Source organism: Deinococcus cellulosilyticus NBRC 106333 = KACC 11606 (assembly GCF_007990775.1).
In the GTDB taxonomy this organism is placed as follows: Bacteria; Deinococcota; Deinococci; order Deinococcales; family Deinococcaceae; genus Deinococcus_C; species Deinococcus_C cellulosilyticus.
Map to the genome: position 1 here is coordinate 205608 of NZ_BJXB01000001.1, position 15180 is coordinate 220787.

The following is a 15180-nucleotide window of genomic DNA, read 5'->3' on the forward strand; positions in this document are numbered from 1 at the left end:
TGCAGTTTTGAATTCAGATGTGGACCTGTTTCAGGTGAAGGAGCCCCATGACCTACATTCTTGCTCTTGATCAGGGCACCACGTCCTGCCGCGCCATTGTGTTTGACCATGAAGGCTCGGTGCGAGGGGTGGCCCAGAAGGAATTCCAGCAGATTTTTCCCCGCCCAGGGTGGGTGGAGCATGATGCCCTGGACATCTACAGCACGCAGGTGGGGGTGACCAGTGAGGTGCTGGCCCACCTGGGCATTTCTGCCCGGGATGTTTCTGCCATTGGCATCACCAACCAGCGGGAAACCACAGTGGTGTGGGACCGGGAGACCGGTCAGCCGATCATGAATGCCATTGTGTGGCAGGACCGCCGGACTGCGGGGCGTTGCGATGAACTGCGCCGGCAGAACCAGGCGGAGGTCTTTCAGCAGAAAACAGGTCTGGTGCTGGACGCCTATTTTTCAGGCACCAAGCTGGAATGGATTCTGGACCACGTGGAGGGGGCCAGGGAACGTGCAGGGCGTGGAGAGTTGGCCTTTGGCACCATCGACACCTGGCTGGTCTGGAAGCTGACCGGAGGGAAAGTGCATGTCACGGACCCCAGCAATGCTTCCAGAACACTGCTGTACAACATTCACACAGGCGACTGGGACGATGAACTGCTGGAGATCCTGAGCATTCCCCGCAGTGTGCTGCCTGAAGTCCGGTCCAGCAGTGAGGTGTATGGGCAGACCCTCCCCCATCTGTTCGGAGGCGAGATCCCCATTGCAGGGATTGCCGGGGACCAGCAGGCCGCCACCTTCGGACAGGCCTGTCATGAAGTCGGAATGGCGAAAAACACTTACGGAACGGGCTGCTTCATGCTGCTGAATACGGGAACAGAAGCCATTCCCAGCCAGAACAACCTGCTGACCACAGTGGCCTGGAAGAGGGATGAACAGCTGACCTATGCTTTGGAGGGCAGTGTCTTCATGGCAGGTGCGACGGTGCAATGGCTGAGAGATGGTCTCGGCATCATCCGGGACAGCAGTGAGGTGGAAGCCCTGGCAGCAACGGTGGACACCACAGACGGCGTGTACCTGGTGCCTGCTTTTGTGGGTCTGGGTGCCCCCTACTGGGACCCTTATGCCAGAGGAAGCCTGCTGGGCATGACCCGTGGAACCACCCGTGCCCACATTGCCCGTGCCGCCCTGGAATCCATCTGTTTCCAGACGGCAGACGTGCTGCACGCCATGCAGGAGGACTCCGGGATTGAACTGAAAGAACTGCGGGTGGATGGAGGGGCCTCACGCAACAACCTGATGATGCAGTTCCAGGCCGACATTCTGGGTGTGCCCGTGGTGCGCCCAAAAGTCACCGAAACCACCGCACTCGGTGCAGCTTATCTGGCAGGGCTGGCGGTGGGGTACTGGTCCGGGACATCAGACATCAGCAAACAGTGGCAGGTGGATGAGCGCTTTGAACCGTCCATGCAAAAAGAAACCCGCGAGAAACTTCTCGCAGGCTGGAAGAAGGCTGTGGATCGGGCCAGAAACTGGGAAGAGCACGAATAAAACCTGTTCTACTGGACCCGAAATGGAAATCAGAAGCTCAGGGAAAGCATGCCCGTTGGAAAAGGAACAACAGCAACAAAAAGGGTCAAATGTGTAGGCTCTGCAGGGACCCGATCAAACCCTCTTCCGGCTCAGTCTGCTCTGCAAAATGACCACCAGCAGCAGAAACAAACCCCGGATCACGCTCTGCCAGTAGACCGACAGGTTGATGAACCCCTTGCCGTTTTCGAAATTGAGCACATTGAAGATCATGCCGAGCAGCAGCACGCCCACCAGGGTGCCCCACACGGTTCCGACGCCTCCGGTGAGGAGCGTCCCTCCCACCACCACAGCAGCGATGGCCGAGAGTTCCCAGCCCACCCCCTCGGTGGGTTGACCGGCCCCAAACTGGGAGGCCAGAATCACCCCGGCAAGCCCGGAGAGGGAACCAGAGAGCACATAAACCCAGAATTTGGTGCTGTCCACCGGAAGGCCCATCAGCCTTGCCGCTTCCTCGTTGTCTCCCACAGAAAGGGCGTAACGTCCAAAGCGGCTCTGGGTGAGGGCCAGCCCTCCCATCACAAAGGCCAGCAGCATGATGCAGGCAGGAATGGGAAATCCAAGGAAATCTCCCTGCCCAATCTGGATGAAGCTTCCGGCGACCTCCACACTGATCGACTGGTTGTTGGAAATCAGCAAGGCCAGGCCCCTTGCCCCGAGCAGGGTGGCAAGCGTGACAATGAAAGGTGCAATCTGCAGACGGGTGATCACCGCTCCATTGATGCACCCGATCAGGGCACCCACCAGCACGGGAACCAGCAGCCCCAGGAAAGCACCTTCAGGGCTCAGTTTTGCAGCCACCACACTGCACAGCGCAATCACACTTCCCACCGAGAGGTCAATCCCTCCGGTGATGATCACGAAGGTCATGCCCAGGGCAATCAGGCCAAACATGCTGTTGTACCTCAGGACACTTTCGATGTTGTACTCGCTGATGAAACCCTCATACCGGAACCCACCGAACACCATCAGCAGAACCAGGGCAATGAGCACGCCCTGTCTGCTGATGGCCATCAGGGGTTTGATGGAGGGTCTGCTTGCTGTGGTCATGTCATGCCCTCCTGCTGCGTTGCAGGGCCACAGCACCCACGATGATGCCCGCTTTGACGATCAGGGCCACCGAATCGGGCACCCCTTTGGCGAGCAGGGTGTACCGGATGAGCTGGATGATGAGTGCCCCGATCAGGGTCCCGACAATGGTGGCTTTTCCACCTTCCAGCAGCGTGCCCCCCACCGCTACGGCTGCAATGGCATCAAGTTCCATGTTCTGTCCCACCTGGTTGGCGTCACTGGCCGAATTGATGGCGATGGTGATGAGACCAGCAATGCCTGCCAGCAGCCCACTGATGGCATAAACGGCATACTTGATGCCCTGAATGGGTACCCCGCTCAATCTGGCCGCTTTCTCGTTGCCACCCACCGAGAGGATGTGCCTTCCGAGCACCGTTTTGCGCAGCATCCAGGCCGCAAGCACCACAATCAGGACCATCAGGATCACCTGAAAGGGAATCCCGAAAGGTTTGCCCATCCCGATGTACTGAAAGGCCGGATTGGTGAAGGTCTGCAGGTTGCCCCCTGTGAGCACCTGGGCAATGCCGCGGCCTGCGATAAACAGAACCAGCGTGGCAATGATCGGCTGAAGCTGAAACTTGCTGACCAGCAAACCGTTGAACAGGCCGAGCAGGGTCACTGCAAGCACAGGCAGCACAAAAGCCAGGGCGATCCCGTAAGGGCTGTCCTTCAGTCCTTCTGACATGAAAATCATTGGTGCAAGGGCACCCGCAATCGCCATCAGGGACCCCACTGAGAGGTCAATGCCTCCGGTGGCAATCACCAGGGTCATCCCCACCCCCACAATCACAATGGTCGCCACCTGCGTCAAGTTGATGTTCAGGGTCTGCATCGACAGAAAGTGCGGGGTAAAGATTGCATTGAACACGAACAGCACCAGCAGGGTGATGATGCCACTATACTGCTGCAAGAAGGTTTGCCAGCTGAACTTCCGCTCCGGTCCGTTGTTCTTGGGTTTCATGGTGTTACTGCCCAGCATGCTGTGCCCCTTCTGCTCCGGCCATGGCATGCATGATGTGTTTCTCGCTGAGGTCTTCTCCGTGCAGCTCAGCCACGGTTTCCCCATCCCGGAGGACCACCACCCGGTGGCAGCCCTCGGTGAGTTCTTCGAGTTCTGAAGAGATCATCAGGACCCCCAGACCGTCTTCAGCCAGATCGCTGATCAGCTGCTGGATTTCTGCTTTGGCCCCCACATCAATGCCACGGGTGGGTTCGTCCAGAATCAGCAGATCCGGGTTCATGCACAGCCAGCGGGCCAGCAGCACTTTCTGCTGGTTCCCTCCGGAGAGTTCCCGGATGGGTTGCTCTGGAGAGGAGCATTTGATCCCCAGCCGGGAGATGAATTTGTCCACAATCTTCTGCTGCGCTTTGCTGTCGATGATTCCAGCTTTCGCAATGCGGGGAAGCAAAGCCAGGGTGAGGTTTTCCCTCACCGAGAGGTGCGGGATGATGCCTTCCTGCTTGCGGTCTTCACTGCAAAATCCCATCCCCAGACGAATGGCTCCCTGCGGGGAGCGCACTTTTGAAGGCTGGTTCTTCCAGCGGATGGTCCCCTGGTCTGCTGGATCTGCCCCAAACAGCACGCGGGCGGTCTCTGTGCGACCCGAGCCCAGCAGTCCGGCCACACCCAGAATCTCACCCTTTCGAACACTGAGGTGCACATTCTGCAGTCTGGGCGCGCGTTTCAGCTGCTCCACGGTCAGGATTTCTTCTTTGACGGTGCTTTTCAAGGTCACAAAGCCCGTGCGTCCCTGGCGTTCCATCTCATCAATTTCACGCCCGAGCATTTTGGCGACCAGTTCAAACTTGCCAATGTCCTGGATGGGTCCGGTGTGGACAGTGCGGCCATCTCGCATCACGGTGATCCGGTCCGAGATGGCATACAGCTCATCCAGATAATGGGACACAAAAATCACGGCGACATTTTCACTTTTCAGTTTGCGGATCACCGAAAACAGGGTTTCCACTTCGGATTCGTCCAGCGAACTGGTCGGTTCATCCATCACCACCAGTTTTGCTTTCTGGGAGATTGCTCTGGCAATCGCCACCATCTGCTGCGTCGCGATGCTGTACTCGCCGAGGTCGCGCCTGACATCCAGAGCAAGACCCATGCTTTGCAGGACCTCTTCGGCCTGTCGGTGCATTTCTTTCCAGTCAATCAGACCAAAGCGTCTGGGTTCACGTCCCAGCAGGATGTTTTCGCTGACACTGCGTTTCAGAACAAGGTTCACTTCCTGGTAGATGGTGGCAATGCCACCGTTCTGGGCTTCCAGAGGGGTCCTGAAGTGCACCTCTCTGCCATCAAAATGAATGCTTCCGGAGTCCTTGCGGTAGGCTCCGGTGAGAATTTTGAGGAGGGTCGATTTGCCTGCACCGTTCTGCCCGATCAGGGCGTGCACCTCTCCGGCCTGGACCACCAGTGAGGCGTCTTTCAGGGCCAGGGTGCCGGAAAAAGCTTTGAAAATGCCTTGCATGGTGAGCAGGGGTTCTGACTGGGATGGGGTCATGGTTCTCCTTTGGTCAACCCATCTGGCCTTTAAAAAGGCCAGATGGGTTGAGGAGGGAAGAGGAATCAGTAGGCAGTGTTGAGGAGCTGTTTGGCGTTTCCAGCGTGAAATTCACGGTCCGGGTTGATGATCTTGGCAGGGATTTTCTTGCCTGCAGCATAATCTTTGAGGGTGCTGTAAGCTTTGGGACCAAATTTGGGGTTGCATTCGACCACATAGGCGATCTTGCCATCCACCACCAGTTGCACGGCTTCCTTGCCCCCATCAATGGACAGCACCAGCACGTCTTTACCGGGCTTTTTCCCCGCGGCTTCCAGGGCAGCGATGGCCCCAATCGCCATTTCATCGTTGTGGGCGTATACCACATTCACTTCCGGGTGGGCCTGCAGCAGGGTTTCCATCACCTGGCGGCCTTTATCGCGCGCAAAATCTCCGGTCTGGGAGGCCAGGATTTTCATGCCAGGGTATTTCTTGATCACATTGTCAAAGCCTGTTTTGCGGTCGTTGGCTGGACTTGACCCGGTGGTGCCCTCAAGTTCGATGATGTTGGCCTTGCCGTTGGTCTTTTTGGCGATCCACTCCCCAACCCGTTTGCCTTCTTCAATGAAGTTCGATCCGATGAAGGTCACGTAGTCGGTTCCTGCCTTGGCGAGGCTCTGGTCCACATTGCGGTCAATCAGGAACACCGGAATGCCTGCTTTTTTGGCTTCCAGAATCACCGGAGCAAGGGGCTTTTCCTCACGGGGAGCAAGGAAGATGGCATCCACCTTCTGGGCGATCATGCTGCGCACGTCTGCCACCTGTTTGGCAGCAGAACCTGCAGCATCGGTGTAGACCAGTTGCCAGCCCAGTTTTTTGGCCTCGTCCTGCATGCTTTTGGTCTGGGCAATGCGCCAGGGGTTGTTGCTTTCTGTCTGTGCAAATCCGATTTTGTATTTGGCCTTCACTGCAAGTTTGGGCAGACCCGTGTCTGCGGCCAGAGTGAAAGCGGAAAGGGTCAAACCCACTGCCAAAAACATCAACTTTTGTTGTTTCATGATAGACTCCCCTGCACTGTCCCAGATGGAACAATGCCAGCAATTCCTTTGCAGACAGGGCAAACAGAGGCAGCACATCTGCTGTTCTGCACACCACATGTTTCACAAAAGGCTCAGGTTTTCGTGACCTGTCCGAATGGTACAACCCCGATTGATTCATGTCAACATTTTTAGACTTTAATTTCTGGACCCGTTTCAGATAGAAAACACCTTCTGAAACGCCTTTTTCGACTTTCTGTTTTCTGGTTTCGAAAGAAAGTCTTTCAGGAGACCCTGTAGACTTCCACCAACCACTCTGCTCATTTGATGTCCCACAGAAGATTTTCAATTCATACCAGTTTTCTGGATGTTGTGTAACAATTTGTTACATTTTCAAGCGAAACCACCCAGAATTCTTGATTTTTTCAGAATTTGAAAAATCACATCCGTCAAATTCTGGAGCCAGAAACAGGAAGTTCTTTGTCTGGATCGAAAAAACATCTATTTAGCGAATTTGATCCATTTGGCCAGGAGAGAACACCGTGTCGTTTATGTCAATTCTTTTTGTATAATTACCACAGTTTCGGACACACTCAGAGCACACCCTCAACCTTTCCCGGTCTGAGCACTTCTCAACCCTGTTCAGGAGAATTCATGATCATCGCCCGCAACAAAACCCTGGTGGTCGAGGGAGAAGAAGCCCTCAAAGTCCTCTCTGCCCTCAACTCCGACACCCGGCTTCTCATCCTCAGCCTGCTCTCGCACCGGGCGATGAATGTCTCCGCCCTCACCGAGGCTCTGGGTCTTCCCCACTCCACCGTGAATTTCAACCTCAAACAGCTTGAGGATGCCGGACTCCTGAACATCCAGTACATGCCAGGAACGCGCGGCAGACAGAAAATGATCTCCAAGAACTACGATGAGATCCTGCTCAAGCTGCCCGGCGTGGCCATCGAAGCAGACCAGGACGTGGTGGAAGTCTCCATGCCCATCGGCAACTACAAGAAGTTCGAAGTCAAACCCACCTGCGGACTGGCCAGCGAAAGCAAATACATTGGCCTGATCGATGATCCCAGAAGTTTCTATGAACCCGAGCACGTCTATGCCCAGCTGATCTGGTTCCGGACCGGTTTTGTGGAGTACGACTTCCCCAACAACCTCCCTTACGGCTCGGTGGCCACCGAAGTCGAAATCAGCATGGAAATCTGCTCGGAAGCCCCGGAATACGACCTCGACTGGCCCAGTGACATCACCCTGTGGGTCAATGGCACCGAAGTGGGCACCTGGACCAGCCCTGCAGATTTCGGTGGTGTGAAAGCCAAACTGACCCCGGCCTGGTGGTCTCTGGACCAGACCACCCACGGTCTGCTGAAACGCTGGCGCATCACTTCAGAAGGGGCCTACATCGATGGGGAAAAGATCTCTGCAGTGACCACCACCGACCTGAAAATCGAAGAGGCCAACCATGTGGAGGTGCGGATCGGGGTCAAACCCGATGCCAGACACCCTGGTGGCCTGAACCTCTTTGGCAGACGCTTCGGGAACTATGAACAGGATGTGATCATGCGAACCCGGTATGCGTTCCGGGAAGGCGAAAGGCCTTACAAGATCAAATGACCTGCGGAGGATCAATCCGCCGCCAGACTGCCATGCATGGTGATCACCAGTTTTCCCCGGGTGCGACCCTCACCAAAAGACCGCATGGCCTCCGGGAGTTGAGAGAGGGTGTAGGTCCGGTCAAGAACAGGCCGGATCTCCCCCATTTCCAGTTTCTGCCTGAGGTAGGGCAGATCAGCAGGGTTGGGTTGCAACGTGAGCACCCCGAACTGCTGTCCGTCTTTTCTGGAAAGCCTGCGTCCCTGTAAGAGGGCCTCAAAAATCTGCCTGTCGGAGCCACCCACCATCACATAGCGGCCCTTTTCTTTGAGGGCACGCCGGTAGGCCTGCAGGGGATGGTATCCATTGATGGCCAGAATCACATCGAAACGCTTTCCACTGGTGGTGAAGTTCTCGCGGGTGTAGTCCAGCACATGGTCTGCGCCCAGCCTGCGGGCCATTTCCACGTTGCGAGAGCTGCATACAGCCGTCACCTCCGCCCCAAAGCTTTTTGCCAACTGCACGGCAAATGTTCCCACTCCTCCAGAAGCCCCCTGGATCAGCACCTGCTGGCCCCTTTGCAACCCGCCCATGTCTCTCAAACCCTGAAGGGCAGTGATGCCTGCCAGTGGGGTTGCAGCGGCCTCTTCAAAACTGAGGTTGCCGGGCTTGTGCTCCAGCAGATTTTCAGCCACACAGACGTAATCTGCAAAAGCACCATCGGCAAAATGGGACTGGGTGCCAAAGACTGCATCTCCGGGGCGGAAACGCTGAACCCCTTTTCCCACCGCTTCCACCCGCCCTGCAAAATCCCTGCCCAGCACCTGCCTTCTTGGCCGCCAGAAGCCAGCGTTCAACCGGACCAGAAAGATGTTCGCGGTCAAGAGACGCCAGTCGGCAGCATTGACCGAAGCGGCATGAACCCGGATCAGCACCTCACCCTCGCCCGGGACGGGTCGGGGCACCTCTGCAAGTTGCAACACATCGGGGGAACCATAATTTCTGTAAACCATCGCCTGCATCAACCATCACCTTCCTGAACGCAGCAGAGCACCTGCTGCAGAGAATCAAAGTTTTAGACTGCACTGACCAGACGGGGACTGTCCTGCCAGTTGCGGGTCACCTCGGGGTTGAAACCCCGGACCATGAGCCAGATCGCCAGGCTCATCTCGTACAGGAACACAGGCAGGGCCATAACTGCTCCGACAGATGAGGTCTGCCCGTACAGGCCAAACATCACCAAAATTGAGGAAACAAAGATCAGTGGCCCACCCACCAGACCCAGCACAGCGATGGGACGCGGCACCAGTCGGGTGTGAAACAGCACAAAGCCCATCATCAGGGTGCTGACGCCCAGTGCCGTGTTTGGCCCCATCAGAAAGGTCCAGTCGTGCACGGCCACCAGCATGCGTGCCACCACCAGGTAAGGCCCGGTCTGCTCTGCTCCCATCTGTCCAAAGGCCTGACCGAGGGTCACCGCAGAGAGCATGCACAGGATGCCTACAATGACAATGGTGGACTCCAGGAGTCGAAAACACACATAGCCAATGGCGAGGGTTTCGCTGTACCGTTTCACCACAGGGAACATCCAGATGGAAATCCCGATCATGGACACGGCAAGAATCACCTCCATGAAGGCGGCGGTGGCAATCTGGGCCTGTACGGGTTTTCCAGAAACCACATAATCGCTGTGGTTCAGGATGGGTGCGTAAAGCAAAAGCCCAATGATTGAGGACACAGCGGCAAGAATGAAGAGAAATCCAACAATGCGTGCACGGGTTCGGAGGGGTGACATGAGAACATCCTTTCTGGGCGCAGACCGACTTCAGTCCAGGCGTTGCAGGGCAAGCAAAGGCAAGCCCACATCGCGCAATTTTCTGAGCAGTCCGTAAAGTGCAGCCTGATCCTCGACCACTCCACTGAGCAGGGTTTCTCCAGCACCTGAGGTGAGGGTAAACCCAGGAAACCAGCAGGACCACTCCGGCCCGAGCTGTCCCTGCAGCCGAATCTGGTATTTTCCCATCTGGGAAGCATCTGGAAGGTTCTTCAAGGTTCACCTCAGGGCAGCATGAGACCCTGGTCTGCCCTCCCCTGAGGAAAAGCAGGTCATGTGCCTCTGGGAGAGGGCTGAGACGGTCTGCGCCCGGTAAAACCAGGATAGAAGTCAGGACCAGAAAGCAACAGACACCAAAGTGTTGTTCCGGGTGTTGCTGGGGGTGACAACACTGTTCAAAGAAAGAACCCCTGATCTGCAGATCAGGGGTTCCTGGGTATAGATGACTTCAGACAGGCTGGACTGTTTTTCCTGCGGCAGCAAGGGTGAGGGGCTGCCATTGCTTCAGGTCCTGCAGGCGTCCTTCCAGGGTGGTTTGCACTGCATTCAGGGCTGACTCTCCCAGCACCAGACGTGTGGGTGGGGTGTCCTGATCCAGAGCCATGAGCACAGTCTGAGCAAGCAATGCAGGGTTCAGAAAGGCTGTGGGCGGAAGGGCACCAATGGCCTGCTGGACCTGTCGGACGGTGGCGTCATAGTCTGCAATGGGGGTGGCAACCTGCAGATTGGCCAGAAACGGTGTTGCAGTCATGCCCGGTTCAATCAGGGTGACATGGATGCCCAGAGGGGCCACTTCTTCTCGGAGGGCATCGGTCAGGCCTTCGAGGGCGTGTTTGGTGGCTGCGAGCAGGCCCACCCCTGCATGTGAAGTGAGGCCATACACACTGGACCCCTGCAGGATGTGTCCAGAACGCTGCCCCCTGAGCACGGGCAAAACGGCCCGCAACACGTTGCTTGCCCCAAAAACGTTGGTGTCGAAGATGTCACGCACCTGCTGGTCTGTGGCTTCCTCCACCCCTCCGAACAGGCCGTAGGCGGCATTGTTTGCCACCACGTCAATGCGCCCAAACCGCTGCACCGTTGCCTGCACGGCATCCTGTACGGACGCTTCGCTTCGCACATCGACGGTCAGGGGCAGAACCTGATCTGGAAAATCGGTCAAAAGATCTGTCAGGGCTGCGGTATTGCGAGCAGCAGCGGCCACCTGATCGCCACGCTTCAGGACGGCAAGGGCAAGGTGGTGTCCAATACCGCTGGAGGCACCGGTGATGAACCATGTTCTTGTGGATGTGCTGCTGGATGGTCTGGAAAAGTTTTGTTCAGTCATGGTTATGAGCATAGAGGGTTAGAACATAACTGTCAACCCCGGATGTGCATCACAGTGCCTGCCAGGTCTTTCCGTACAATGAAAGCCATGGTGAGCCCCACCCCCACCTCCTTGCTGCAACCCGATGCAGCAGCAGAACTTGTGCTGTCCTTTGTCAACACCAGACCCAATAAACTGCAGCCAGAACAGTTTGATCACCTTCAAGCCCTGCAACAGTGGCTGGTCCAGCACCAGTTGATTGGTTCCAGTGACCAGATCACCGAAACAGACCTGGAAGAAGCAAAACACCTGAGGTCGGCTCTTGTGGTTCTGCTGCTGTCCCACCTCAACGATGCTGAAATGGAGGCATCTGAACTGCAGCAGGCCACAGAAAGCCTGCAACGCCTCACCAGAAACCATCCCCTGGTGACCCTGATTTCTTCCGGAGATGTGCAGCTTGTGCCTCACAATCAGGGAGGGCGTGCAGCTCTGGGCAGGATTCTGGCGGCCATCACCGAACTGGTGCTCTCAGGACGCTGGAACCGCATGAAAGCCTGCAGAAACGACACCTGCCAGACGGCCTTCTATGACCGGACCCGCAATGGTGCAGGAACCTTCTGCAGCCAGAACCCCTGCGGAGCCATGATGGCCATGCGTGCCTACCGCAAACGCAAACAGGAAATGCAGCAGGACCCTGGTTCCTGAACTGTATGCTCTGAGGATCAGAGCAGTCCCAGTGCCCTGGCACGCACAAGGGCCTCGGTGCGGCTTTTCACCTGCAATTTGCCAAAGATGTTGCGGTTGTGACCTTTCACCGTGTCCAGGGCCAGAAACAGGCGTTCTCCAATTTCCTGATTGGACAGGCCCTGGGCCACCAGTTCCAGAATCTGCTGTTCGCGTTTGCTGAGGGGCTCGAACAGGGCCTCTCCTTGCTGGACGGGGGCAGGTTGCAATGAAGATTTTACAGCAGCAGCAAGAATCTGCTGCACATGGGGTTGCAGGTGGGCAGGCATGCGTCCCTGCATCTGGCGCAGCAGTGATAGCATGACAGGTCCAGCTTCCAGAAACATCTGGATGCTGCCTTCAGGAGCGGTCTGAGCGAGCACAGAGACCAGTGCCTGTTCAGCAGCTTTCTGCTGTCCCAGCTGATGCAAAGCCAGTCCCTCAAGGCAGGTGAGCCTCAGGCGCTCTGTGGTCCAGCCATCAACCTCTGCCTGTCCAGGCAAAGGAGCAAGATGATCCAGTGCCTCAGCAGGTTTTCGCTGGGCCAGAGCCACCTGTGCCTGACTGGGTGCATGGTCGAGCCGATCGGCAAGGCTTTTTGCATCCTCCAGCTTTCCCTGTAACAGCAGGAGCCTCACACGAAGGGCCTGCAGTTCGGCCAATCGGTGCGGAAAACCCTCTGCGGCCTTCTGCTCACACTGCAAAAGTCTCGCCTGGGCACCCTCAAGATCCCTCTGGGCAAGGTGCAACTGGATCAGCACCATTTCACTGAGCAGAAATCGGTCAATCTGCCTGTCGTACTGGTGGGCCAGCACAAGGCTCTGATGGGCGTGCTTCCAGGCCTCCTCCAGATGGTTTCTTTCAAAGGCAATCCGGGCCAGCCCCAGATGGGTCTCTGCTGCATTCGGGAGGGGAGGCTCCCCTGCCAAATGCAGCGCCCGCAGGTAGGTCTCTTTCGCAACATTCAACTGGTGCCTGAGTTCCTGCACCCTGCCCAGGCCATTCACCGAGAGGATCACCGAAAACACATCCTTGACCGATTCACTGAGGTCCAGGGCCTGCTGAAACGTTCTGGCAGCGTCGTTCAGTGCGCCTTTTTCCAGCAGGGCACAGGCGCGTGCCCACAGGGCAGCAGAACGAAACGGAAGGTTTTCTGGAGGGAGCAGTTCAGATGCACGGTCAGCATGCACCATGACCTCATCCAGACGGTAACGGGTCAGGTTGAGGGTGGCCCGCATGGCAGCCAGTTGCCCCAGCATGTTCCGGGATTCAGGGGTTTGATCTGCCTGCAGCATGGCCTTTTCTGCCACTTCCAGACTTTCAGCCACCCCACGGGTCTGCCCCCTCACCAGCAGAAAAGAGGCGTGCATGGCACAGAGCAGGGGTCTCTGGTGCAGCACGGAGGCAGGCAGAGAAGCCATCCAGTCCAGCACCTGATCTACCGCCGTCCGAAAATGCAGCGGGATGGTCCGGCCCAGCACCAGCCTTTCTGCACGGTCCAGATCCTGGGCAGCACACGCATGCTGAAATGCCTCCAGACCGAGGTTCTGTTCCTCAAACCATCCACTGGCCCGCAGATGCAGGGCTGCGGTTTCCGGGTCTCTGGTGTGCTGCAAACGCTGGCGCAACAGTTCACCAAACAGGTGGTGGTAACGGAACCAGCGGCGCTCATGGTCCAGGGGGACCAGAAACAGGTTCGCCTGCTCCAGATGCTCCAGCATGCCCTGGGCACTTGAAGGGTCCATGTCCAGGACCGCTGCGCAGAGTGGCGCGCACATGCGCTCCAGAATGGAGGTCTGCAGCAGAAACTGCTGCACCTCTTCAGGCTGCCCCTGCAACACCTCCTCCATCAGATAGTCCAGCACAAAACGGTGGCTTCCAGAAAACTGGGCCACCCGCTGTTCCAGGTCAGGCTGACCCCGCAAAGACAGGGCCGCGAGTTGCAGACCGGCAATCCAGCCCTCGGTTCGCTCTTCAAGGACAGTCACCTCTGCTGCAGAGAGGGGCAAATCCATGCACTCCCTGAAGTATTGACCGGTTTCTTCCGGCGTGAACCGGAGGTCCGCGAGCCTCAGTTCACTCACCTTCCCCTGAGCCCTGAGGCGACCCAGTGAAAAGCCCGGATCTTCTCGACCCATCAGGACCAGATGGATGTTTGCAGGCAGGTGCTTCACCAGGAAATCCATGACCCGATCCATCTGTGGATCATCCAGCACATGAAAATCATCCAGTACCAGGACCAGAGGTGTGGAGAGGGCAGCAAGTTCATTGACCAGCACCGTGAGCAGCGACTCCAGCACAGGCTGCTGGGGGGCCTGCAACACGGAAAGCAAAGACATCCCAAAATCTGGAACTTGCGTCTGAACCGCAGCGATCAGGTAAGTCAAAAAGCGATTCGGCACGCTGTCGGCAGGTTCCAGGGAAAGCCACGCCACAGGACGGCCACACCCTTCGACCCATCGGCTCACCAGGGTGGTTTTTCCTGAACCTGCAGAAGCAGAAACCACTGTGAGCCTGCATCCAGTGTCCAGCCCAGCCTGCAGTTTGTCCAGCAAACGGGAGCGCTCCACCTGCAGATGCCCGGGATCAGGGCGGTGAAGTTTGGTGTTCAGAATCAGCATGTCTGGCGTTTCCTGTCAGGCATCAAAGTTCCTCCATGGTGCCAGTTCTGGACCAAAAGACCAAGAGGCCCTGATCTACTCAGGATCTTAACAACTCCCAAAAAACCCCTTAAAACCCCCAGTGCATACTTCCCATCAAGGTGAACGGCACCCCAGGGTGCAGCACCTGAAAGGAACACCACCATGAAAACCAACCTTCGCAAATACCTGACCGCATCTCTCCTCGTTCTCGCCAGTGCCAGTTCTTTCTCTCTGGCCAACAGCAACACCACCGCACAAAAACAGTCCCAGAAGCAAACCCAGCAGGTCCAGAAGCCAGGACAGAAGCAAACCCAGAACAGTCCTCAGGCCCAGATCAAACTGGAAGTGTCCTACTACGACGGCGATCCCATGAACGGCGGCAAGCTGATCAGGACCGTCACCTCACAACCCACCCGTGGCACTGCACCTTTCGCCGATGCACCAGACAACGCAAAATTCGCAGTGGTCAAAGACCCCCGTGGCAGCCACGTGATCGACCTCAGCAAACAGCCCGATCCTTCTCAGGGTCCAGATGACCGCCAGGGTGGACCCAGAGGCCCTCAGGGGGACATGAATGGCGGACCCAATGGCCAGGGCGGCAAATGGGACAGCAGAGGCCCAGGTGGACCCAACGGTGGGCAGGGCAAACCCGGCAACCTGCAAAAGCCCCAGCAAGGCCAGCAGGGCATGAAAGCCCCTCAGGAAGGCCGCAGAGGTTTCGGGCTCCTGGGTGGCGGCAAAGTGACCTTCTACGATGGTGACCCCCTGAATGGCGGCAAAGCCACAGCCACCTTTGACAGCACCGCCCAGAAAGCCGAAGTGGACGCCGCAGCCCAGAAAGCAAAATTTGCAGTGGTGGAACGCGGCAGTGGGAAAGTGATCATCGAGCTGGGGGCACGGTAAAT

At 57.1% G+C, this 15180-nt stretch carries 13 protein-coding genes; 4 read left to right on the top strand and 9 right to left on the bottom strand.

Annotated elements, in window-relative coordinates; translation table 11 throughout:
• Positions 1 to 47 precede the first annotated feature (47 nt).
• Positions 48 to 1541 (top strand): glycerol kinase GlpK, encoded by a 1494-nt coding sequence (gene glpK / locus DC3_RS00875; RefSeq protein WP_146881696.1) that lies wholly within the window; start codon positions 48 to 50, stop codon positions 1539 to 1541.
• Between the two features lie 114 nt (positions 1542 to 1655).
• On the opposite strand, the gene DC3_RS00880 is transcribed toward glpK, so the two are convergent.
• The 4 genes from DC3_RS00880 to DC3_RS00895 all read right to left on the bottom strand — a co-directional run bounded on the left by DC3_RS00880 (position 1656) and on the right by DC3_RS00895 (position 6177).
• The gene (locus DC3_RS00880) at positions 1656 to 2630 is read right to left on the bottom strand and encodes an ABC transporter permease (protein ID WP_146881697.1); all 975 of its coding nucleotides are present in this window, start codon (positions 2628 to 2630) and stop codon (positions 1656 to 1658) included.
• Between the two features lies 1 nt (position 2631).
• On the bottom strand, positions 2632 to 3630 hold the full coding sequence (locus DC3_RS00885; protein WP_222594661.1) for an ABC transporter permease: 999 nt from the start codon (positions 3628 to 3630) through the stop codon (positions 2632 to 2634).
• On the bottom strand, positions 3617 to 5158 hold the full coding sequence (locus tag DC3_RS00890; RefSeq protein ID WP_146881698.1) for a sugar ABC transporter ATP-binding protein: 1542 nt from the start codon (positions 5156 to 5158) through the stop codon (positions 3617 to 3619). The genes DC3_RS00885 and DC3_RS00890 overlap by 14 nt, the downstream gene beginning before the upstream one ends.
• Positions 5159 to 5223: 65 nt before the next feature.
• Complete coding sequence (locus DC3_RS00895) at positions 5224 to 6177, bottom strand: ABC transporter substrate-binding protein (RefSeq protein ID WP_371863429.1); 954 nt, start codon at positions 6175 to 6177, stop codon at positions 5224 to 5226.
• A 651-nt stretch (positions 6178 to 6828) separates the two neighbouring features.
• On the opposite strand from DC3_RS00895, the gene DC3_RS00900 reads away from it, so the two are divergent.
• Complete coding sequence (locus DC3_RS00900) at positions 6829 to 7791, top strand: ArsR/SmtB family transcription factor (RefSeq protein ID WP_146881700.1); 963 nt, start codon at positions 6829 to 6831, stop codon at positions 7789 to 7791.
• Between the two features lie 11 nt (positions 7792 to 7802).
• Here DC3_RS00900 and DC3_RS00905 read toward each other — a convergent pair whose 3' ends face one another.
• The 4 genes from DC3_RS00905 to DC3_RS00920 all read right to left on the bottom strand — a co-directional run bounded on the left by DC3_RS00905 (position 7803) and on the right by DC3_RS00920 (position 10931).
• Positions 7803 to 8792, bottom strand: coding sequence for an NAD(P)-dependent alcohol dehydrogenase (locus tag DC3_RS00905; RefSeq protein ID WP_146881701.1), 990 nt, complete (start codon positions 8790 to 8792; stop codon positions 7803 to 7805).
• A gap of 53 nt (positions 8793 to 8845) precedes the next feature.
• Complete coding sequence (locus DC3_RS00910; protein ID WP_146881702.1) at positions 8846 to 9565, bottom strand: DUF4386 domain-containing protein; 720 nt, start codon at positions 9563 to 9565, stop codon at positions 8846 to 8848.
• A 30-nt stretch (positions 9566 to 9595) separates the two neighbouring features.
• Positions 9596 to 9820 carry a DUF8691 family protein gene (locus tag DC3_RS00915; protein ID WP_222594662.1) on the bottom strand — a complete coding sequence of 75 codons (225 nt, stop codon included), beginning with the start codon at positions 9818 to 9820 and terminating at the stop codon, positions 9596 to 9598.
• 232 nt (positions 9821 to 10052) lie between these two features.
• Positions 10053 to 10931, bottom strand: a complete 879-nt coding sequence (locus tag DC3_RS00920; RefSeq protein WP_146881703.1) for an SDR family NAD(P)-dependent oxidoreductase — start codon at positions 10929 to 10931, stop codon at positions 10053 to 10055.
• An 87-nt stretch (positions 10932 to 11018) separates the two neighbouring features.
• Between DC3_RS00920 and DC3_RS00925 the strand changes: the two genes are divergently transcribed.
• Positions 11019 to 11615, top strand: a complete 597-nt coding sequence (locus DC3_RS00925) for a CGNR zinc finger domain-containing protein (protein ID WP_186815750.1) — start codon at positions 11019 to 11021, stop codon at positions 11613 to 11615.
• Positions 11616 to 11632: 17 nt separating this feature from the next.
• Here the strand turns inward: DC3_RS00925 and DC3_RS00930 are convergent, their stop codons facing one another.
• Positions 11633 to 14254 carry a winged helix-turn-helix domain-containing protein gene (locus tag DC3_RS00930; protein WP_146881705.1) on the bottom strand — a complete coding sequence of 874 codons (2622 nt, stop codon included), beginning with the start codon at positions 14252 to 14254 and terminating at the stop codon, positions 11633 to 11635.
• A 183-nt stretch (positions 14255 to 14437) separates the two neighbouring features.
• Between DC3_RS00930 and DC3_RS00935 the strand changes: the two genes are divergently transcribed.
• Positions 14438 to 15178 carry a hypothetical protein gene (locus DC3_RS00935; protein ID WP_146881706.1) on the top strand — a complete coding sequence of 247 codons (741 nt, stop codon included), beginning with the start codon at positions 14438 to 14440 and terminating at the stop codon, positions 15176 to 15178.
• Positions 15179 to 15180: the final 2 nt, after the last annotated feature.